The sequence below is a fragment of the Oleisolibacter albus genome (assembly GCF_003336875.1).
Lineage (GTDB): Bacteria > Pseudomonadota > Alphaproteobacteria > Azospirillales > Azospirillaceae > Niveispirillum > Niveispirillum album.
Genome location: NZ_QGNJ01000015.1, coordinates 86,947 through 107,442 on the forward strand (window position 1 = coordinate 86,947; position 20,496 = coordinate 107,442).

General features: G+C 68.4%; 16 protein-coding genes. 10 read left to right on the top strand and 6 right to left on the bottom strand.

The features are described 5' to 3' along the window. The first annotated feature begins 11 nt into the window (after positions 1–11). Positions 12–1,289, top strand: coding sequence for a molybdopterin molybdotransferase MoeA (locus DK368_RS17805; protein WP_114395324.1), 1,278 nt, complete (start codon positions 12–14; stop codon positions 1,287–1,289). A 57-nt stretch (positions 1,290–1,346) separates the two neighbouring features. On the opposite strand, the gene DK368_RS17810 is transcribed toward DK368_RS17805, so the two are convergent. After that, entirely contained in the window at positions 1,347–2,231 is an 885-nt protein-coding gene (locus tag DK368_RS17810; protein WP_240002554.1) for an EamA family transporter, read from the bottom strand. A 297-nt stretch (positions 2,232–2,528) separates the two neighbouring features. Here DK368_RS17810 and DK368_RS17815 point away from each other — a divergent pair, with 297 nt between their 5' ends. Both DK368_RS17815 and nagA read left to right on the top strand, forming a co-directional pair. Then, positions 2,529–3,428: a glucosamine kinase nucleotide-binding domain-containing protein gene (locus DK368_RS17815; RefSeq protein WP_114395325.1), complete on the top strand. Its 900-nt coding sequence runs from the start codon at positions 2,529–2,531 to the stop codon at positions 3,426–3,428. A 115-nt stretch (positions 3,429–3,543) separates the two neighbouring features. Next, on the top strand, positions 3,544–4,698 hold the full coding sequence (nagA, locus tag DK368_RS17820; protein WP_114395326.1) for an N-acetylglucosamine-6-phosphate deacetylase: 1,155 nt from the start codon (positions 3,544–3,546) through the stop codon (positions 4,696–4,698). Positions 4,699–4,756: 58 nt separating this feature from the next. Here nagA and DK368_RS17825 read toward each other — a convergent pair whose 3' ends face one another. Beyond that, entirely contained in the window at positions 4,757–5,668 is a 912-nt protein-coding gene (locus tag DK368_RS17825) for a replication initiator protein A (RefSeq protein WP_114395327.1), read from the bottom strand. A 1,171-nt stretch (positions 5,669–6,839) separates the two neighbouring features. On the opposite strand from DK368_RS17825, the gene DK368_RS17830 reads away from it, so the two are divergent. Both DK368_RS17830 and DK368_RS17835 read left to right on the top strand, forming a co-directional pair. Then, complete coding sequence (locus DK368_RS17830; RefSeq protein ID WP_114395328.1) at positions 6,840–7,805, top strand: AAA family ATPase; 966 nt, start codon at positions 6,840–6,842, stop codon at positions 7,803–7,805. After that, complete coding sequence (locus DK368_RS17835; protein WP_114395329.1) at positions 7,786–8,640, top strand: ParB/RepB/Spo0J family partition protein; 855 nt, start codon at positions 7,786–7,788, stop codon at positions 8,638–8,640. Before DK368_RS17830 ends, DK368_RS17835 begins: the two co-directional genes overlap by 20 nt. Positions 8,641–8,751: 111 nt before the next feature. Here the strand turns inward: DK368_RS17835 and DK368_RS17840 are convergent, their stop codons facing one another. Beyond that, positions 8,752–11,235, bottom strand: coding sequence for an ATP-binding protein (locus tag DK368_RS17840; RefSeq protein WP_114395330.1), 2,484 nt, complete (start codon positions 11,233–11,235; stop codon positions 8,752–8,754). Positions 11,236–11,421: 186 nt separating this feature from the next. Here DK368_RS17840 and DK368_RS17845 point away from each other — a divergent pair, with 186 nt between their 5' ends. From DK368_RS17845 to DK368_RS17860, 4 genes are all read left to right on the top strand, one after another. After that, entirely contained in the window at positions 11,422–12,249 is an 828-nt protein-coding gene (locus DK368_RS17845; RefSeq protein ID WP_114395331.1) for an alpha/beta fold hydrolase, read from the top strand. 70 nt (positions 12,250–12,319) lie between these two features. Continuing rightward, positions 12,320–13,651 (top strand): winged helix-turn-helix domain-containing protein, encoded by a 1,332-nt coding sequence (locus DK368_RS17850; protein WP_114395332.1) that lies wholly within the window; start codon positions 12,320–12,322, stop codon positions 13,649–13,651. Positions 13,652–13,759: 108 nt separating this feature from the next. Continuing rightward, entirely contained in the window at positions 13,760–15,004 is a 1,245-nt protein-coding gene (locus DK368_RS17855; protein ID WP_114395333.1) for an MgtC/SapB family protein, read from the top strand. 166 nt (positions 15,005–15,170) lie between these two features. Continuing rightward, positions 15,171–16,052, top strand: coding sequence for a hypothetical protein (locus DK368_RS17860; protein WP_155524628.1), 882 nt, complete (start codon positions 15,171–15,173; stop codon positions 16,050–16,052). A gap of 21 nt (positions 16,053–16,073) precedes the next feature. Here the strand turns inward: DK368_RS17860 and DK368_RS17865 are convergent, their stop codons facing one another. The 3 genes from DK368_RS17865 to DK368_RS17875 are packed head-to-tail and all read right to left on the bottom strand — an operon-like array spanning position 16,074 to position 19,902. Then, positions 16,074–18,353: a xanthine dehydrogenase family protein molybdopterin-binding subunit gene (locus tag DK368_RS17865; protein WP_114395335.1), complete on the bottom strand. Its 2,280-nt coding sequence runs from the start codon at positions 18,351–18,353 to the stop codon at positions 16,074–16,076. Next, entirely contained in the window at positions 18,350–19,366 is a 1,017-nt protein-coding gene (locus DK368_RS17870) for an FAD binding domain-containing protein (RefSeq protein ID WP_114395336.1), read from the bottom strand. Before DK368_RS17870 ends, DK368_RS17865 begins: the two co-directional genes overlap by 4 nt. Further along, the gene (locus tag DK368_RS17875) at positions 19,363–19,902 is read right to left on the bottom strand and encodes a (2Fe-2S)-binding protein (RefSeq protein WP_205028279.1); all 540 of its coding nucleotides are present in this window, start codon (positions 19,900–19,902) and stop codon (positions 19,363–19,365) included. Before DK368_RS17875 ends, DK368_RS17870 begins: the two co-directional genes overlap by 4 nt. Before the next feature lie 298 nt (positions 19,903–20,200). Here DK368_RS17875 and DK368_RS17880 point away from each other — a divergent pair. Next, positions 20,201–20,496: helix-turn-helix domain-containing protein (locus DK368_RS17880; protein ID WP_205028281.1), on the top strand; the 296-nt coding region annotated here is incomplete at its 3' end.

Sequence of the window (20,496 nt, forward strand, 5' to 3'; positions counted from 1 at the left end):
AGGACCACCTCATGCCATCGCCCGACGCCTGCGGCTGCTGCGGCCCTGACAGCCGGGACCGGACCATCGCCGGCCTGCTGTCGACCTTGTTGCCGCGCATGCAGCCGGTGCTGGAGCGCGAGGCGGTGCCGTTGCGGGCGGCCCGCGGCCGGGTTCTGGCCGTAGATCTGGTGGCCACCCGTCCAGTGCCGGACTTCCGCCGCTCGGCCATGGACGGCTATGCCCTGCGTCCTGGCGATGTGCCGGACGGGGCGGGCGAGCTGATGCTGCCGCTGCGCGGACGGGTGGCGGCCGGCGACAGCGGCCTGGACCTGCCGGATGGTCCGGGACTGGTCCGCATCCTCACAGGCGCCGCCCTGCCCCCCGATTGTGATCGGGTGGTGATGCAGGAGGATTGCCGGGAACAGGCCGGCATGGTGCATGTGCGCAAGATCCCGGCGGCGGGCGCCAATGTCCGTTTGCCCGGCGACGATATGGAGGCCGGCGCCGTGGCCGTGCCGGCCGGCACACGTCTGGACCCGCGCCATCTGGCCGCGGCCGCCACGCTGGGGCTGTCCACCGTGCCGGTCTGTCGCCGGCTGCGGGTGGCGGTGCTGTCCACCGGCAGCGAGCTGGTGGAACCGGGTCAGGCGCTGCGCCCCGGCGCCATCCACAATTCCAACCGCTTCCTGATCGCCGGACTGCTGGAGAGCGCGGGGTTCGAGGTGGTGGATCTGCCCACCGTGGCCGACGACCCGGAGCAGGTGAAGGCGGCGCTGCGCTCGGCCGCCGGCTGCGACGCGCTGGTGACCTCCGGCGGGGTATCGGTGGGTGACGAGGACCATGTGCGCACCGCCCTGGTGGCGGTGGGCGGCGAGATCGACCATTGGCGCCTGGCCATCAAGCCGGGCAAACCGCTGGCCGTGGGCCATCTGCCGGGAGGTGATGGCCGGCGCCCCCTGTTCCTGGGCCTGCCGGGCAATCCCAATGCCGTGCTGGTGACACTGGCGCTGGTGGGCCTGCCGCTGCTGCGGGCCCTGGCCGGCAGCCCCCATGCGCCCCCAGCCCGGCTGCGCGTGCGCACCGGCGGTCCGATCCGGCACCAGCCGGGTCGGGAGGAGTATGTCAGCGTGGCACTGCGTCAGGCGGACGACGGGGTGCCCGTGGCCGACCGGCTGGGCCATGGCAGCTCGGCGCAGCAATCGGCCATGGCCGCCGCCGACGCGCTGCTGATCGTGCCGGCGGAGCTGGGATCGGTGGAGGCCGGGGTCCTGCTGGACGCCCTGCCCCTGGCCGGCCTGCTGGGATAAAGCCCCTCCGGCCCTATCCCCTTCCCCCCTGCCCCACGGTGTCAGCCCGCCGCGATCTCAAGGCTGGGCGCGGCGTGTCAGGGCACTGCCGGCCGAGGCCAGCATGACCAGGGCGATGGCCAGCCATTGCAGCGGGCTCAACCGCTCCCCCAGCATCAGGAAGCCGATGACCGCGGCCACGGCGGGCGAAGCGCTGACGATGACGCCGAACACGGGGCCGGGCAGGCGTTTCAGCGCCAGCATCTCCAGCGAATAGGGGGCCATGCTGGACAGCACGGCCACGGCCAGACCGACCAGCAGCACCCCCGGCGCGAACAGGGCTGTCCCGGCATGGGCGAGACCGACGGGCACGGTGAAGCTGGCCGCCACCAGCATGCCCCAGGCCACCGCCTGTCCGCCCGGCAGGGACGCGGCCCGCTTGCCGAAGATGATGTAGAGCGCCCAACACACGGCCGCGGCCACGGCGAAGGCCACGCCGCGCGGATCCAGCGCCGATCCGGCCTCACCGATGGGCAGCAGCAGCGACAGCCCCAGCATGGCGCAGGCGATCCAGACGAAGTCCCGCAGCCGCCGCGATCCCAACAGCGCCACGGCCAGCGGCCCAGTCACCTCGATGGCGATGGCGATGCCGATGGGGATCAGCTGCATGGCCCGGTAGATCGACAGGTTCATCAGCCCCAGAGTCAGGCCATAGACCACCAGCGTCCGCCAGGCCCCGGCCGCGGGCGGCGACCGCCAGGGACGCCAGACCAGCATCAGCAGGATGGCGGCGATGCCGACGCGCAGCGCCGTCACCCCCTCCGCCCCCACCTGCGGGAACAGGGATTTGGCCGAGGCTGCGCCCACATATTGCGACAGCAGCGAGGCCAGCAGGAACAGCAGCGGCAGGGCGCGGGACTGCGGCCCGGATACCGGATCGATCTTCACGGACTGATTGGCCACTCAGCAACCCCATCCCTGCGTCGGGAGCTCCCTACTGTACCGGACCGGCAGGCGGAAGCATCTTCCGGTCCTATCGAGTGCGGGTTGGCGATGCATCCGAACAGTGCCGTTTCAGGAAGGGTGCCTTGCGCCGGCTGAACACCGGTGCCGGCCACGGTGAACACGCTTCCAACTACGCATGTCCATGATTTTCTGCTGCCAACCCGGAGTCTTCCCGGTGTATCTCGATACGGAGGAAGGCCCCAGCCTGGTGGCGTGCCTTGCAGTTCAAGATTGAAACGGAACTGGGTTTCCCCGATGCGCATCGATCCCGCCCTGCCCCTATACCTCGGCATCGATGGTGGCGGCACGCGCTGCCGCGCCCGCCTGACCGATGCGCAGGGGCACATCCTGGGGGAAGGGGTGGGCGGGCCGGCCAATATCCGCCTGGGACCGGCCGTGGCCTGGGCCGGCATCCTGGCGGCCACCGATGCGGCCCTCGCCGCCGCCGGGCTGGACCGGAGCGCCCTGCCCCGGCTCCGCGCCGGCTTCGGACTGGCGGGCATCGTCGCCCCCGCGGATTCGGACCCGTTGCTGACAACGGTCCCGGTGGGATTCGGCGCCATCGCCGTGGCCAGCGATGCCCACACCGCCTGCCTTGGCGCTGCGGGTGGGGCCGACGGCGCCATCCTCATCGCCGGCACCGGAAGCCAGGGCTATGCCATCATCCAGGGGCGCGGCCACGCCATCGGCGGCTATGGCCTGACCCTGTCCGACCAGGGCAGTGGCGCCTGGATCGGGCGGGAGGCGGTGCGCATGGCCCTGCTGGCCCATGACGGACTGACCCCGGCAAGCCCGCTGACCGCGGCAGTGCTGACACGGTTGGACGCAGGGCCGGGACGCGGGCCGGTGGCCGTGGTGGACTGGTCGGCCAAGGCCACGCCGGGTGATTACGGCGCCCTGGCCCCACTGGTGCTGGATCTGGCCGGTCAGGGCGATGGTGTTGCGGCGGCCATCCTGCGGCAGGCGGCCCGGGATCTGGCCGCCATGGTGGCCCGGCTATGTGCCCTGGGGGCGCCGGGCGTCAGCCTGATGGGCGGGCTGGCCGGGCCGCTGCGGCCCTGGCTTCCGGAATCCGCCCAGGCGGCACTGGTCGCGCCACGGGGCGATGCGCTGGACGGCGCCCTGCGTCTGGCCCGGCCACTGCCGGCGTGCTAGGGTCGTACCCGTGTCCCGCATCGAACCGCAGGGACCTTAACCACTTGTGATGACGTGTGATTCCGGTATGGGACGGTGTGGTCAGCGATGGACCGGCCGGCCGCGGAGGCCATGGATGCGACAGTTCCTGACGGGGTGCCGGATCTTCACCGGCACGGACATGCGGGAGGATTACGGGGTCCTGCTGGAGGATGGGGATATCACCGCCCTGGTGCCGGCGGATGAGGCCCCGGCCGGTGTCACGATGGTGCCGCTGCCCGAGCATGGGCTGTTGGCGCCCGGCTTCCTGGACACCCAGGTCAATGGTGGCGGCGGCGTGCTGTTCAACCAGACGCCGACCCTGGAGGGTGTCCTGGCCATTGCCGCCGCCCATCGCCGCTTCGGCACCACGGCGCTGCTTCCCACCTTCATCACCGACAGCGCCGAAGGCATGCGCCGGGCCGCCGACGCAGCGGCGGAGGCGGCCGCCCGGCCCGGCAGCGGCATCGCCGGCCTGCATCTGGAAGGCCCGTTCATCAGCCGCGAGCGGCGCGGTGTGCATACCGAAGCCTATGTGCGCACGCCCACGGACGCCGATCTGGCCTTTCTCTGCACCCTGCCCGCCCGGTTCCCCAGCGGCCGGGTGCTGCTGTCGCTGGCGCCGGAGGTGGTAGCCGACAGCGACATCGCCCGCCTTGCCGCTGCCGGGCTGGTGGTGGCCGGCGCCCATTCCGCCGCCAGCCATGCCCGCACGCTCCAGGCCATCGCCGCCGGTCTGGCGGGCTTCACCCACCTGTTCAACGCCATGCCGCCCATCGCCAACCGCGAGCCTGGCATCACCCTGGCAGCCATGACCGACCCGGCGACAGCCTGCGGCATCATCGCCGACGGTGTGCATGTGCATCCGGCGCTGCTGCGCACCGCCCTTGCCCTGAAGCCCGAGGATCGGCTGTTCCTGGTCACCGACGCCATGCCGCCCACAGGCACCGATGCCACCAGCTTCGAGCTGCATGGCCGCACCATTTATCGCCGCGACGGGCGGCTGGTGACCGCGGATGGCGTGCTGGCCGGCGCCGATATCGATATGGCCGCGGCTATGCGCAACGCCATCGGCCTGTTGGGATTGCCATTGGAGCGGGCGCTGCGCATGGCCAGCCTGTATCCGGCCCGCTATCTCGGCCTGGAGACGCGGATCGGCCGAATCGCCCCCGGCGCCCAGGCCGATCTGGTGCTGCTGGATACCGATCTGCGGGTACGCGGCACCTGGGTTGCCGGGCAGCGCGTCGTCTGAATCTGCTGGACATGACCGGCCGAAGTCCCGACGTCGGGACCCTCGCCGTGGGGGCGGATCAGTCTTCCAGATCGTCCACGTCGGGGAAGCGTTCCAGGCTGTAGTCGCGCCAGCGGTCCAGACGCCAGAACACCACCAGCACATTCTCCAGCTTCATGCGCTGGCGCGGCTTCTTCTCGGCCCCCGGGCGCAGGACCGAGCGGTCCTCCAGCTTGAAGGCGTATTCCGGCAGCGGTTTCTGCTTCTCGGCGATCCGGGACAGGCGGATGCGGAAATCCTTCAGCTGCATCTCGCTGCCGACGCGGCGGCGCAGCTTCTCCAACCCGATGCGGAAGCCCGGCTGATGCCCGCAATGGGCACGGGCTAGCTCGTACAGGCGCTTTTCCAGCACCCCCAGCTCGAAATAGTCGGGGTGGTAGGTCAGCATCTTGTTGTCGCGCTCGATGGCGCGGTAAAGCCAGTCGCAGATCTCCAGCGTCACCGATTGCAGCACACGCTCACCGGTGCGGGGATCCTTGCGGTAATTGGCGCGGGCATCCTTCAGCCAGCTGAACCAGCTGTCCGTCCCCTCCCCGCCCGTCTCGATCGAGGTCTTGATCTGGGTGCCCTGCAGCCGCTCCAGCGCCCCGGTGACACGCTCATAGGCGGTGCCGGCGCTCTGGATATGGATGACGCGGAAGAAGTCGTTGGCGGCGAAGGTGATCTTCGGGCTGATGCGCTCGCCGCGATTGGCCTTGTCCACGATCAGCGAAGCGGCGTAGATCAGCAGTTCCTTGTCGTAGACGGTGGCGACGCCGGCCTTGGTGCCCTTGACCTCGATACGGACATTGCCGTCGTCATAGGGTTCCAGCTCCGTCTTCGGTTCCTTCGACAGGCTGAAGAAGGAATAGGCCATGACGCTGCGTTCATTCTTGATCGATCCGCGCAGCGGACTGTCGAGGCCCGGCAAGATCTGCTGCTTGGCGACCATGACTTCCTCCGTCGTAAGCGACCAATCCCTCGTCGGGTCAGGCCCCCTGCCCTCACCGTCCATTCACGCTCCCGCTGACAGGCGACCGTTCCCACGGTCCAAGAGCGGCCATGGATGGCACCGACCGATCCATGGCCGGAGGGGATCAGCAGCATGTGGTATCCAAGGCAATTCTGTCACCCAGATCTTGGAACAAGCGACCCATCCCTCGAAGATTCCTGAGACAGACTCGAGGGATGGGTCGCCAATCGGCACAAGACGTCCCTTCCCGGGAAAGTTCGGCCCGGAGTCGAGGGAATGGTCGCTTATTCCAATGGTCAAGCGACGGTTTCGAGGGAATGGTCGCCAAATCATCCAGAACCCATTGTTATACAGATGAATTTTCAAGGCCGTCCGTGGCGGCGAAAGACCTGTGTCGAGGAAACGATCGCCAAATCGCTGTCACGAATCAGACGCGGACTCGTAATGTGCCGTACAAGCCCTGCAATGGGACCACCAGCAGCGAGGGAATGGTCGCCTTCCACCGTGGGAATGATCGCCAGAGGCCGAAACAGGTCAGGACTCGGGGAAATGCACTCCGAGGGAACGGTCGCCAGGAAAAACGAAGTCGGGGAAACAGTCGCTTGGAGCCGAGGGAACCGTCGCCAGAAATCGAGGGATCAGACGCCTATCTGCGAGGGATCAGTCGCCCAACCCGATCATAAGTCGCTGAAAAGGCTGTTGGATTCCAGCCCGTAACCCTTTAACACCTTAACTTTTTAACCAGAATCACGACTGGTCTAGACGGCCAGGACAGCTCACGCCTCGCTGCAACCGGCCAGGACCAAACGACAGCGGCAGTGAAAAGACGGGCTTCCCGGACAATGTGCGTGGAAAGCACAGAGCAGAAAAGGTCAGCTCATTCGCGGGCCGACGGGGAGATTTTCTCAATCAAGGTCGCCATGCTCGATCAAGCGACCGTTCCCTCGATGAATGTCAACATAGGCGATAACACCGTATCCTTCGCTCGGAATGCAGCAGGCGACCGTTCCCTCGACACGGGCCAGCCGATCGTTGTGCAACGTTGCACAGACACGACAGGTGACGTCATGGTTGACGCAGTATCGTCAACTTTATTGACAGCCCCAAGACGCCATGCTCTATCTTTTTCGGACGACCGAACGAGGGGGCCATGGACGGCGACGTTTTGAAGGCATTCCGCCGCAAACGGGAACTGACGCAGGACCAACTGGCCAGCCTTCTCAATGAACGGTTTGACCGTGCCTATGACAAAGCCCGGATAAGCCGCTGGGAAAGCGGCAAGGAACCGATTCCGGAAGCCGTCAGCCGGTTCATGCAAGGCGGAACCAATGCACAAGCGCGTGTGGTCGCCTGCAGCAACCAGAAGGGCGGCGTCGGCAAATCGGCGTCGGCAGTCAACCTCGCCGCCTGCTTCGCCCGGCTTGGATTCCGGGTGCTGCTGGTGGATGCCGATCCGCAGGGCAGCGCCACCTCCATGGTCGGATGCGATATCATCCAACTGGAGCAGGCCAATGCCACCCTTTATGCCGTGCTGGTGGAAGACCGGCCAATCCGTGACACCATCATCCGGCTGAAGACATTCGATGTGCTGCCGTCCGGTGTGGCCCTGGCCGATTTCGATGCCGCCGCGGGAATCGTCGGACGGGAAACACGGCTCCGCGCAGCATTGGCCGAAGTCCGGCAGGATTACGACTGGATCCTGATCGATACACCGCCAAACCTGGGCAGCATGACCATCAATGCCCTGAACGCTGCCGATCAGGTCATCATCCCCGTGGCGACGCGGCCGGTGGATCTGCTGGGTATTCCGCTGCTGCTGAAAACCATCAGCCGTGTTCGGCGCTTCACCAACCATGACCTGGAGGTGCTGGGCGTGGTGCCCACCATGTTCACGGAACGGCAAACGGTTGATCGAGAAGTGTTGTCGGATCTGGGCCGGCGCTTCACGCCGGAAAGCGGGCTGGGCCGTGTGTTTCCGGCCATCCGCATGAGCACCGGCCTGAACCAGGCCAGTTACAACGGCCTGATCGCTGTGGACGTGTTGCCGGCGGATCATCCGGTGCAAGCCTATATGCAGATCGCCCGGGAGATCGCCGATGAAGCTGCGCAAGGGTAATGCCGCGTTCGAGCGGGCCATGGATGATGTGGCGGAACAGGGCGATCCGTCGCTGTTGAAGCGCGACTTCCCCCGCCTGATCCAGGTGGAACTGGCCCATGTGCATCCGCGCCCGGACCAGCCGCGCCGCCACTTCGATGCCCAGGCTCTGCGTGAGCTGGCGGACAGCATCAACCGGCAGGGGCTGTTGCAGCCCATCATCGTCCGGGCGAAGGCCGGGGCGCGGGGCGACTATGATCTTGTGGCCGGCGAGCGGCGCTGGCGTGCGGTGCAACTGCTGGGCTGGGACCGGGTCAATGCCATCGTCAGCACCGGCGATGCCGCCGAAATCGCCCTGGTCGAGAATCTGCAGCGGGTCGATCTGTCACCGGCGGAAGAGGCTAGGGGGCTGCAAGCCCTGATGGACAGCCACGGCTACACCCAGGAGGCCGCCGCGGCGGCTGTTGGGTGGAGCCGGACCCAGGTCAACCGGGCGCTGAAGCTGCTGACCCTGCCGGACGCGGTGCTGGAGGAATGTGCAACGTTGCACCTCAGCCGCAATGCCATGATCGAACTGGCGCTGGCCGAGGACCCGGCGGAACGGGCCATGTTGATGGAGCTGGTTCGCCGCGGCGGCTCGGTCAAGGCCCTGCGGGAAGCCCGCCAACCGAAACAGGCGCGCCGACCGGCCGAGACCCGGGATGGCGATCGGGTGGGCAAGGTCTTCCTGGATGTGGTTCGGGTCGAGCGCAGCCTGACGCTCCTGGAAGATCAGGCAGCGCCCTTGACCACGATACAGCGGGCGCAGCTGGACAGCCTGTATCGGCGGCTCGGTGCCCTTCTGGCGCGGAGTTGAAGCGTACAGCGTCGTCTGAGCGGTCGAGGGTTCGGTCGCCTGTCTGCCGGGGATGTCATGGAGACAAGGGTAGGAGCCAAGGGCGTGTGTGAAGCAAAAGCACGCTTCACTTCACAATGAGGGTGCCCTCTCCATCGCGGCTTCATAGACATCGGCCAGCCGGGTCAAGACGGCATCGACGGATGGCTGGTCGATGGCCGGATGCAATTCGCCCAGGGTCCCGGCCAGCAGAGTATGGATGGCCAGTTCGGGGCCGCTGCGGCTGAGATCATTGGCCGGGACCAGGGCCTGACCAAGGCAGGCCAGGGACAGGGCGAGATCGCGGTGTCCCAGCCGCAAGGCCAGCAGGGCGCCGCGCTCCAGGGTCCAGGCATGGGCATAGGCATATTGGTGGCGAAGGGTGAGGCGCAAGGCCGCCAGCGCCTGGGGCACAGCCTCCTGCGTCCGGTCGGCCAGCAGAAGATACGAGGCGAGGTTGGCATGCAGCGTCTGCATCAGCGCGGGCACAGCCTGTTCATCCAAGGCGATCGCATCCCGGGTGATGGCGATGGCCCGGTCAAGCTCGCCAGCCATGAATTCCATATCGGCGTAGCGGAGCAGCAGCAGCTTGCGCCGCAATCCATGCTGCTCCGCCAAAGCCTGGGCCTGGACGAAATAGGCCCGGGCCTGGACGAAATCTCCCTGGCCTGCGCTGGTCCAGCCCAGCAGAGAGACTATCGAGGCCTGATCATGCCAGAAGCCGCTGCGTTCGGCCACGGCAACACCGTCCATCCAGAGGGAATGCCGCCCGTCGAAATCGCCGGCATAATGCTTCAGCCAGCCGGCTGTCGTCAGGGCATCGATCTGCCAGGTGACCGGAAGGTCCGGGGTCTGGCGCAGGACTGCCAGGATGGGATCCAACTCGTTCCGTGTGAAGCGGGGCCGATCGGCATGGAACGGCAGGCGGATGGGGATCGCCTCCCCATGCAGCAGCAGATCCAGCATGGCACGCACGGCGCGAGGTGTCGCATCGCCGCCGCCGTCGCGGGCCTGGATCAGGATCCGGGCCGCCTGGGGGTAAAGGGCGTCACGGCAGAGCGTCTTCAGGGCATCGATGGCCAGGATCTGCCCGCCGGTCACGTCACCCCCGCGCAGTGCCCAATCCGTGGCAGCGAAGATATCGGCAAGGTCCGGAATGGTCCGTGGATCAATGGACCCCGTGCTGGCCATGGTGGACCGGATTTCCCGCAGCCGGACCGTCAGCCAGCGAACCAGCCGACGCTGCAGATCCTCCTGTTCCAGGCGGGTGTGGCTGCGGGCGGTCATGTACTGGCGGATGGTTTCCAGCATGCGCAGACCGGACTGCTGGGTCTGCACCGGTCCGGCGATCAACGAGCGGGCCACCAGACCCGCCACCAGGCCGGGAACGGTTGCCGGATCGAGGGGCGGGCCGCCGCAGACCTGCGCCGCCGCCTGGACCTGCCAGAGGCCGGAAAAGACGGTCAGGCGGCCCAGCAGCAGCCGGTCCGCCTCTGGCAACAGGTCGAGGCTCCAGTCCAACATCCGTGACAGGCTGCCATGGTGGTACTCGACGGTATCGGGCAGGGGAAGATCCTGGAACCGCCCGTCCAAAGCCTGTGCCGCAGCCTCCACCCCGCAGTCGCGCAACTGTGCCGCCAGCAGAACCAGGGCCAGCGGCAGTCCGTCCAGCTGCCGGCACAGGCGAGCGAGGGCCGGCAGATCCTCGTCGGGCAGTGACAGCCAGCCACCCAAGGCATGGCGGTGCAGCACCAGCTGTACCGCGGGATAGCGGCGAATCTCCGCCGCGGACAGCGGTCCGTCGGGCGGACAGTCCAGCGGGCAGAGATGCAACAGCAGCTCCCCGCTGATGTTCAGCGGCTCCCGGCTGGTCAGCAGCAGCCGCACGCCGGGGCAGGCACCCAGCAGGCCCTCGGCGAAGTCCCCGACCTCATCCAGCAGATGCTCGGCATTATCGAGCAACAGCAGCGTCGGCTGATCCGCCAGGGCGGTCTGGATGGCGGCAATGATGTCCGGTCCCAGCAGCTTGGCCGCCAGGACTGCCGCCGTCGCCACTGCCACCAGTCCCGGTTGCCGTACCGGTGCCAGTTCCACATGGGCCACACGCACCCCGTCCTGTCCGGCTCTGGTCGCCAGGGCTGCCAGAGCCAGTGCCGTTTTGCCCACGCCACCGGGGCCGATGATGCTGACCAGCCGCGAGTGGTCCAGAAGCTCGTCCAGACGGGCCATATCCCGGCTTCGCCCCAGCAGGTCATCGGCTGCGGGCAGGGGAGTGCGACCGGTCCGGTCCAGGGACAAGGCCAGGCGATAGCCGATGCCGGGCACATTCTCCACCGCGTCATTGCCAAGGACGCGGCGCAGCGCCCGCACCTGGACACGCAAATTCCCGGCTCCGACCGTCAGGCCCGGCCAGACCCGGTCTGTCAGATCCTCCACTGTGACGGCACGCCCGTCCGCCGCAGCCAGGCTCAGCAGCAGATCGAAGGCGCGGTCACCCAGGGGCACGGGGGTTCCATCCCGCAACAGGCGGCGGCGGGCGGCATCCAACAGAAAACGGCTGTCCGATCGCAAAGACATCCATCCACACAAATAATCAAACCGTTAGAGGTAGGCGGATAGCCCCTGGTCCGGGTGCGATTTTATGTCTTTTAACACGCATAATTCCGGTTTTCGTCCGAATAGTTCCCTCGTCGATCTTTTCCGGTGCCGGCGCGGCACCGACGATCGGCACCCCGACGCCAACGCAGAAACCGGAGCGGACACATGGGCACGATCATCACCGATGACGGCACACAGATCTATTACAAGGATTGGGGCAGTGGCCGCCCCGTGGTGTTCAGCCACGGCTGGCCGCTGAATTCGGACAGCTGGGAGGCCCAGATGTTCCATCTGGCCAGCAACGGTCTGCGGGCCGTGGCCCATGACCGGCGCGGCCATGGCCGTTCCAGTCAGCCCTGGCAGGGCCATGACATGGACACCTATGCCGATGATCTGGCCCAACTGATGGAAACGCTGGATCTGCGCGACGCCGTGCTGGTCGGCTTTTCCACCGGTGGCGGCGAGGTGACCCGCTACATCGCCCGCCATGGCCGTGCCCGCGTGTCGAAAGTGGCGCTGGTCGGTGCCGTGCCGCCGCTGATGCTGAAGACGGATGCAAACCCGGCCGGCACGCCCAAGGACGTCTTCGACGGGCTGCGCGCCGCCAGTCTGGCCGACCGCTCGCAGCTGTACAAGGATATCGCCGCGGGTCCCTTCTTCGGCTTCAACCGGCCCGATGCCAAGCCATCGCAGGGCATGATGGACAGCTTCTGGATGCAAGGCATGATGGCCAGCCACAAGGCCACCTATGACTGCATCAAGGCCTTCTCGGAAACCGATTTCACCGAGGATTTGAAAGCGTTCGAAGGGCTGCCGACCCTGGTGATCCATGGCGATGCCGATCAGGTCGTGCCGATCGACGCTGCCGGCCGCGCCGTGGCCCGCCTGGTTCCCCATGCTGAACTGAAGGTCTATGCGGGCGGTCCCCATGGGGTGACCGATACGCATAAGGAGCAGCTAAGCGCAGACCTCCTGGCGTTTGCCAGGGCCTGAGGCTACTCTGCCGGTTCCCGCCGGGGCGCCGTCCTCGGCGGGAACCGGTGTCCTGCTGGCGGAGGCGCGCATGTGGACCGACACTGGACAGACCGCACAGGATGCGCGGCAGCCCGATCTGGCCGTCGGCGCCTATATCTTCCGCCGGGGCAGCGGAACCCTGACCTGCCGCAGCGGCTCGGTGGTGCCGCTGGGCCGGCGGGCCCGGGCACTGCTGTCGGTGCTGGCGGACCATGCCGGCCAGGATGTCTCCGCCGCGCAGCTTCTGGACCGGGTCTGGCCCGGCCAGATCGTCGATCCGGCCAATGTCGCCGTGCAGGTCTCCGGCCTGCGGGCCGCCATCGGCGACAGCGACGGCTCGGTGATCCTGACCGTGCATGGCCGTGGATACCGGCTGGCGTCACCGGCGCTGACGACGACGCCAGGGAACATCCCGCACACGCTGCTGGCCCTGTCGGGACGGGAGACCGAGCTGGCCAATGCCGTGCGGCGGCTGCGGCGCGACCGTCTGCTGGTCATCACCGGCCTTTCGGGAACGGGCAAGACACGGCTGGCCTGCAGCGCCGCCCGTCAGTTGGCGGATGATTTTCCCGCCGGCCAATGGCTGGTGCCCCTCAGCGGCGTCACCCTGACCGATGCCGAGGCGCTCGCCATCCGGATCAACAGCCGGTTGGGGGCGAGCGGAGGAATACAGGGCAGTCCGGTCGCAACCCTGATCGATGCTGTCGGCCAGCGCGCCTGCCTGCTGCTGCTGGACGGGGTGGAGTTGCTGGGGGAGGGGGCGCTGACGCTGGTGCCCCGCCTGCTGGAGGCCTGTCCGCAGGCGGCCGTCCTGGTCACGTCCCATCTGGCCCATCGGCGGCTGCACGCCTTCTGCGTGCGCCTGTCGCCGCTGCCGGTTCCCGCCGCGGGAGCCCCGGCAGCCGCCACCAGCCTGTTCCTGGAAACGGCCGCCGCCGCAGGGTTGGATTTCCAGGGCGACGAGACGGCGGCTCCCGCCATTGCCAGCATCTGCCGCGATCTGGGTGGGCTGCCGCTGGGGGTGGAACTCGCGGCGCGGGCCGCCGGGCTGTTGGGACTGGCGGCAACGGCCGAGGCCTGCCGCGACCCGGTGCGCGCCCTGCCGGGGCTGCGCCGGCCCGGGCCGGCCCGCCATCAGTCGGTGGGCGCCGCCATGGGCTGGTCTCTGGGATTGCTGACACCGGAGGAGCGGAGTGCGCTGGCCGCGCTGTCGGCGCTGCCGGGTGCGTTCACCGCCCGTGAAGCCGGCCTGGCCCTGGCCCGCGTCGGAGGCGGCGGAGGCTGGTTGGGCCGGCTGCATGGAAAGTCGATGCTTGAGCGCGATGGTGACAGGCTGGCCTTGAATCCATTGGTCCGGGCCTGCGCCCTTTCGGCGGCGTGAGGCCGGTACAGACGCCGGCCGCCATCCGCTGACCTGCTCCGGTCGCCCTACTTCGGGTCTCTGCAGTTCCCTCTTTTCAAATCGCATCCTGGCCGGCAAAAACGGGGGATGGATGAACTGTCCCTTCTCATGCGCCTCAGCGTTGCCCTGGCCATCGGTCTGCTGGTCGGGCTGGAGCGGGGCTGGCGCAGCCGCGACGAGGTGGAAGGCCAGCGCATCGCCGGTCTGCGCACCTTCGCCCTGACCGGTCTACTGGGCGGCGTCGCAGGAGCGCTGACCGCGCTGACCCAGGTCGGGCTGCTGGGCTTCGCCTTCCTCGGCTTTGCCATTGCCTTCACCGCTTTCCACCTGCTGGAGGCGCGGGCGGGCCAGTCCCGCAGCGTGACCGCTGTGGTGGCCGGTCTCTGCACCTTCCTGCTGGGCGCCTACGCCCTGCTGGGCGACCAGCGGGTGGCGGTGGCCGGGGCGGTGGCTATGACCGGCCTGCTGGCCATGCGCGAGCCGCTGCACCAATGGCTGCGCACCCTGCGCTGGGAGGAGATCCGGGCCGTCCTGATCCTGCTGGCCATGACGTTCCTGCTGCTGCCGGTGCTGCCGAACCGCACCGTCGATCCCTGGGACAGTCTCAACCCGGCGGAGATCTGGCTGCTGGCCATCCTCATCGCCGCCATCTCCTTCGGTGGCTATGTGGCGGTGCGGCTGTTCGGGGAGCGGTTGGGCGTGGTCATGGCAGCGCTGGCCGGGGGACTGGCCTCCTCCACCGCCACCACCCTGACTCTGGCGCGGCTGGGGCGGCAGCATCCGGACTCCGCCCGCCTGCTGGCCGCCGGCATCCTGCTGGCCGGTGTGGTCATGGTGCTGCGGGTGGGGGCGGTGGCCCTGCTGCTCAATCCCGCTCTCGCCGGCGCCCTGCTGCCGGCCCTGGCCGTTGCGGCGCTGGTGCAGGCCGTGGCCAGCTTGGCCCTGCTGGCCCGCAACACCCGGCAGGAACAGCCGGATCTGGCCATCTCCAACCCGCTGGATCTGGCGACGGCCCTGAAGCTGGCCGGATTCATCGCCCTAGTCCTGCTGGCGGCGCAGGCCGTGCGCGACTGGGTCGGTAATAGCGGCGTGCTGCTGGTGGCGGCGGCCTCCGGCATCGCCGACGTGGATGCCGTCACCATCTCCATGGCCCGCATGGCCGACGGCACCCTGGCGGTGCTGGCGGCCCAGGCCATCGCCACCGCCGTGGCCGTCAACACCCTCTCCAAGGCCGTCATCGCCGCCTGGGTTGGTGGCCGCGGCATCGGTGCCTATGTGGGAGGCGCCAGCATCGCCGCGCTGGGGGCCGGGGCCGCGGTCCTGCTGACCTGACGCATCCGCCGTTTTACGGTGCGTAAACCGCAGCGGGCTATCGTCGGCAGGTTGTTGTCCGCGTATGATGGGCCGGGATGAACCCGGCTGCTGGAGCATGACCATCATGTCCGTTCTGTCCACCAGACTTATGCCGTTGCTGCCCTCGTCGCTGCGGACGTCCCCGGTGCGGTCTGCCCCTGTGGCGGCGGCGGAGACCGGTTCGGCTCCGACGGCGTCGCCGACCGGTGCTGTGGAGTCTGGCCCGCTCGGCCTCTATGACGCTTCAGGCCGGACCGCGCCGGGCCTCTGGGCGGAACGCCGCGAGTCACAGGCCAAGGCGATGGAAGTGTTGCAGCAGATGTACCGCAACCGGGCCGATCCGGCACAGACCCGCAAGGCCGCGGCCCAGAAGCGGATTGAGCAGATCAAGGAGCAGCTGCGCAGCCTGCGGATGATGGGCCTGGACGCCAAGACCATGGCGCGCATGGCGGCCCGGCTGGCCCGGGATCTGGCGGCAGCGGTGCGGTCCGCCGGTGGCGGCGATGCCGGCGTTCCGGCGGCGACCGGGCCGCAGACCATGACCGGGTCAGCGACCGTAACCACGACCGGGGGTGCGGGAGGAAGCGCGGCTGCGGCCGAGGCGACGGCCGACCAGCCATTGGCCGACAGCACCGACGCTGCGGCCACCATGCCGCCGCCCTCACTCCCTGTCGTCGAGGCCGACACCGTGGCCGGCGTGGAGGACGGGACGGCGCAGGAAACCACGGCCCCGGCCACAGCCGCCGCCGGGCCGGCAGAGCAGCCGTCAGGCCAGCAGGCAGAGGGGCATGACGACGGAGGCCCCCGGCCGCTGGGCGCGCGCGAAGCCATCTCATCGCCTGTGCGCTCGCGGGACACCCTGCTGGAGGATGCACGGCAACTGGCCCGGGAACTCAAGGCCATGCTCGAACGGGCCCGCGCGGCGGCCCGGCAGAACCGGCCCGAGGGCCAAGCGTATGGCCAGGACGACACCCGGACCCTCCGCATCGCCGAGGCGGGACTGGCCGCCCTGCGCCAGATCCCCTGACCGGGGCCGGCGGATGCCGGTTCACGGGCCGCCGGCCGCCAGGATCTTGTCCACGGTGAAGGGCAGCTCGCGCACCCGCACCCCGGTGGCATGGAAGATGGCATTGCCGATGGCCGCGGCCACGCCGACGATGCCGATCTCGCCCACGCCCTTGGCGCCCAGCGGGTTGACCACCCTGTCCTCTTCGTCGACGAAGATCACGTCGATGGTCCCGACGTCGGGATTGACCGGCACATGGTACTCGGCCAGGTCATGGTTCATCACCCGTCCCAGCCGATGGTCGGTCAGGGCCTCCTCCTCCAGGGCCATGCCGATGCCCCAGACGGCGGCGCCCAGGATCTGGCTGCCCGCGGTCTTCGGATTGATGATGCGCCCGGCGGCCACGGCGCTGACGATGCGGCTGACCCGGACGGTGCCCAGATCCGCATCCACCCGCACCTCGGCAAAGATGGCGGAATGGGTGCCCAGCGTGTGCCGGGCCCGCTGCAGCAGGTAGGGCAGGGACCGCGCCGTCTCCTCGATGGCGAACAGGCCGGCTTCGCGCATCACCTCGGTCAATGGCAGGCGCTGGGCGGGATCGATGCGGGACTGGATGCAGCCGTCCGTGAACAGCAGGTCGTCGGCTGTGGCCGTGCCGAAGGGCCGCCCCTCCAGCGTCAGCGCTGCCCGGGCCAGCCGGTCACGGACCTTGTCGCAGACCGCCTTGACCGCCGATCCCACGCTGGACACGGTCCAGGACCCGCCCTCGATCGGGGCCGTGGGTAGGGCGGAATCGCCCAGCCTGAAGCGGACCTGTTCCAGCGGCAGGCCCAGAACATCGGCGGCGATCTGCGACATGACGGTATAGGTGCCGGTGCCGATGTCGGCCGTGGCGCTGGCCACCATCAGGCTGCCGTCGAGGCCCAGCACGGCCCGGGCTTCCGCCTGTCCCTGCATGGCGTCCCAGACACCGGCGGCCACGCCCCAGCCGACAAGGTCGCGGCCCTGGCGCATGGAGCGCGGCACCGGATTGCGCCGTGACCAGCCGAAGCGCTCCGCCCCCTGGGCGAAGCAGGCCCGCAGCTCCTTGCTGGAGAAGGGGCGACCGGTGTTGGGATCGATGTCGGTATGGTTCTTCAGCCGCAGGGCGATGGGGTCCATCTCCAGCGCATAGGCCAGCTCGTCCATGGCCATCTCGATGGCATTGACGCCGGTCGCCGCCCCCGGCGCCCGCTGGTCCAGCGGCGTGTAGACGTCCAGCCGGGCCAGCCTGTAGTCCAGCCGCGTAGTGTCCGCCTTGTACTGCTGCCCCGACCAGTTGACGACGATCTCCACATAATTCTCGAACTGGGAGGTCTCCTGCACGGCCTCATGGATCAGCGTCCGCAGGCGGCCGTCGCGGTGGGCGCCCAGCGCCACCCGCTGCAGGGATCGGGGCCGGTGGCCGAAGCTGAACATCTGCGGCCGCGACAGCTCCACCCGCACTGACCGCTTCAGCTGCGTGGCGGCCAGAACCGCCATGAACAGCTGGTGCTGCGGCCGCAGACCCGATCCAAAGGCGCCGCCGACAAAGGGCGAACAGACCCGCACGGCCGATTTCGGCAGGTTGAAGACGTTGCAGACATAGGTCTGGCTGTTGCTGGCGCCCTGGATCTTGTCATGGATCGTCAGCGTGCCGTCGTCGTTGTAGAGAACGGTGGAGGCGTGCATCTCCATGGGGTTGTGGTACTCGGCGGGCTGGCTGTAGTGGCAGTCGACGGTCACCTCCGCCTCCACCAACGCGCGGTCGGCATCGCCCCGCGGCCTGGGCGGCGGCTGGAAGCCGCCCTTGTCCTTGCTGGGGGCAAAGGCATCACGATGGACGGCGGCAAGGTCGGTCTGGTGCGGTTCGGCCGCGTAATCCACCTTGACCAGCCGGGCGGCATAGCGGGCCAGTTCGAAACTCTCGGCCACCACCAGTGCCACGGGTTGGAATGAATGGCTGATGGTCGCGTCGTAAAGCGGGCGGAAGGGGGAGCCCTTGGGCGAATCCTCGTCCTTCCATTTGCGGTCGAACCAGGCCAGGTCGGGCCGGTTCTCATGGGTGAAGACAGCCAGGACCCCCGGCAGCGCCAGGGCGGCGCTGGTGTCGATGCGGGTGATGCGTCCCTTGGCGATGGCGCTGGACACGATGTAGCCGTGCGCCAGATCGGGGGCCGTGTGCTCCGCGGCATATCTGGCGGCGCCGGTCACCTTCAGGCGCCCGTCCACGCGGTTGACGGGACGGCCGATCTGTCCGCCCGGGGTTTCCAGCCTGTCGGGGAAGGAGGGAAAGGCGATCATGACGGCTCCCGTTCGGCTGCATCGCGCAAGGCCCGCACCACCACCCGCCGGGCCAGTTCGATCTTGAAGTCGTTGTGGCCGTAGCCGCGAGCCCCCTGGAGCAGGACGTCCGCCACCGCGGCGAAGGTCTCCGCCGTCGGGGGCTTGCCGACCAGCAGGGCTTCGGCCGCCGGGTCGCGCCAGGGCTTGTGGGCGACACCGCCCAGCGCAACCCGGGCCGTTCGCACCGTGCCGGCCTCGATCTCCAGCCCCACCGCGGCGGAAACCAGGGCAAAGGCATAGGATGTCCGGTCCCGCGCCTTGAGGTAGGTGAAGTGCCGGGCGAAGCCCTGTCGGGGCAGATCAATGGCGGTGATGATCTCATCCGCGTTCAGGCAGGTGTCGATGTGGGGCGTATCACCGGGCAGGCGGTGGACATCGGCGAACGGGATCGAGCGTTCCCCATCCGAGCCCCTGACCTGCACCACCGCGTCCAAGGCGGCCAGGGCCACGCAGAAGTCGGACGGATGGACGGCGATGCAGTGTTCGCTCGCCCCCAGGATGGCGTGGATGCGGTTGACCCCGGTCAGGGCCGCGCACCCGGACCCAGGGGTCCGCTTGTTGCAGGGCGTGGCCGTGTCATAGAAGTAATAGCAGCGCGTCCGTTGCAGCAGGTTGCCGCCATTGCTGGCCATGTTGCGCAGCTGCGGGGAGGCCCCGGCCAGGATGGCCCGGCTGACCAGGGGATAGCGGGCCTGGACACGGTCATCATATGCCGTATCGGCATTGGTCACCAGGGCGCCCAGGCGCAGCCCCCCATCCGGCCCGTCCTCGATACGGGCGAGCGGCAAGGGGTTGATATCGACCAGGGCGGATGGCCGCAGCACATCGGCCTTCATGAGGTCCAGCAGATTGGTGCCTCCGGCGATGAAACGGACGGCGGCGGCGGTGCCCGCAGGCCCGTGACCATTGGCGGCAATGCCGAGCAGCGCCTGATCCACGCTGTCGGCGCGGCTGTAGCTGAAGCTCCTCATGGCTGTTGCTCCCCGCCGGCTTGCGCGGCCATGACGGTGCGGATGGCATCGACGATGTTGGGATAGGCCCCGCACCGGCAGATGTTGCCGCTCATCAGTTCCCGGATCTCGTCGGGTGTCCGCGCCGTGCCTTCGTTCATCAGGCCGATGGCGGAACAGATCTGTCCCGGCGTGCAGTAGCCGCACTGGAAGGCATCATGGTCGATGAAGGCCTGTTGCAGCGGATGCAGGTCCGCCCCGGAGGCCAGCCCCTCGATGGTGGTGATCGCCCGCCCCTGCTGCATCACCGCCAGGGTCAGGCAGGCATTGATGCGCTTGCCGTCCACCAGCACGGTGCAGGCCCCGCACTGCCCATGGTCGCAGCCCTTCTTGGTTCCCGTCAGATCCAGGTGCTGCCGCAGCGCATCCAGGAGCGTGGTCCAGGGCGGCATGGTCACGGCCCGGTCGACGCCATTGATGGTCAAGGTCAGCGTCTGTCCCTCGGGCACCGGCGGGCGCACAGCGGTCAGGCGGGTGGGGGCTGCGGTGTCGGGCATGGGGTCCCCGGTCATGGGAAGGAGGCAGGCTTCGCAGCGCCAACAGCGGACAGAGCCGCTTGTCCCGTTCCCCTGGCGAGATTCCATCCCGGCCTGGCTCCGGCCTGGCCCCGGCCAGCCGGACATTGATTTCCAGGCAGGGGCTCACGGTGACATCAGCCCGGCAAAGGTGACGCCAACGCGACCTTAGAGCGGTTTCCGGGCGACAGGAGTCGTTAGGGATTCCCAGGGGCCTGATTTTGTGATTCATGCTGCTGGCTGGGTATGGAGGCCAGCCTGCATGGGTCTTGGGCTTTCGATGGATCTGCGCCGTCGGGTGGTTGCGGCGGTGCTGGACGAGGGAATGAGTTGCCGGGGCGCTGCGTCCCGGTTCGGGATCGCGCCGTCGACCGCGATCCGCTGGTGCTCCCGGACGCGGGCCACGGGCAGCCCGGCCCCAAAACCGCAGGGTGGGGACAAGCTCTCGCACCGGATCGAGGCGCATGCGGACTTCATCCTCGGCCTTTGGGCGGATCAGGGCGACATCACGCTGGTCGAGATCCAGCGTCGTCTGGCGGAGCGCGGGACGCCGGTGGGCATCGGCACGGTTCACCG

What these genes read in the sequence shown, in the direction of transcription:
- DK368_RS17805 (WP_114395324.1), top strand. Translation starts at nt 12, where the DNA reads ATGCCATCGCCCGACGCCTGCGGCTGCTGCGGCCCTGACAGCCGGGAC.
- DK368_RS17815 (WP_114395325.1), top strand. Translation starts at nt 2,529, where the DNA reads ATGCGCATCGATCCCGCCCTGCCCCTATACCTCGGCATCGATGGTGGC.
- nagA (WP_114395326.1), top strand. Translation starts at nt 3,544, where the DNA reads ATGCGACAGTTCCTGACGGGGTGCCGGATCTTCACCGGCACGGACATG.
- DK368_RS17825 (WP_114395327.1), bottom strand. Translation starts at nt 5,668, where the DNA reads ATGGTCGCCAAGCAGCAGATCTTGCCGGGCCTCGACAGTCCGCTGCGC.
- DK368_RS17830 (WP_114395328.1), top strand. Translation starts at nt 6,840, where the DNA reads ATGGACGGCGACGTTTTGAAGGCATTCCGCCGCAAACGGGAACTGACG.
- DK368_RS17835 (WP_114395329.1), top strand. Translation starts at nt 7,786, where the DNA reads ATGAAGCTGCGCAAGGGTAATGCCGCGTTCGAGCGGGCCATGGATGAT.
- DK368_RS17840 (WP_114395330.1), bottom strand. Translation starts at nt 11,235, where the DNA reads ATGTCTTTGCGATCGGACAGCCGTTTTCTGTTGGATGCCGCCCGCCGC.
- DK368_RS17845 (WP_114395331.1), top strand. Translation starts at nt 11,422, where the DNA reads ATGGGCACGATCATCACCGATGACGGCACACAGATCTATTACAAGGAT.
- DK368_RS17850 (WP_114395332.1), top strand. Translation starts at nt 12,320, where the DNA reads ATGTGGACCGACACTGGACAGACCGCACAGGATGCGCGGCAGCCCGAT.
- DK368_RS17855 (WP_114395333.1), top strand. Translation starts at nt 13,760, where the DNA reads ATGGATGAACTGTCCCTTCTCATGCGCCTCAGCGTTGCCCTGGCCATC.
- DK368_RS17865 (WP_114395335.1), bottom strand. Translation starts at nt 18,353, where the DNA reads ATGATCGCCTTTCCCTCCTTCCCCGACAGGCTGGAAACCCCGGGCGGA.
- DK368_RS17870 (WP_114395336.1), bottom strand. Translation starts at nt 19,366, where the DNA reads ATGAGGAGCTTCAGCTACAGCCGCGCCGACAGCGTGGATCAGGCGCTG.
- DK368_RS17875 (WP_205028279.1), bottom strand. Translation starts at nt 19,902, where the DNA reads ATGCCCGACACCGCAGCCCCCACCCGCCTGACCGCTGTGCGCCCGCCG.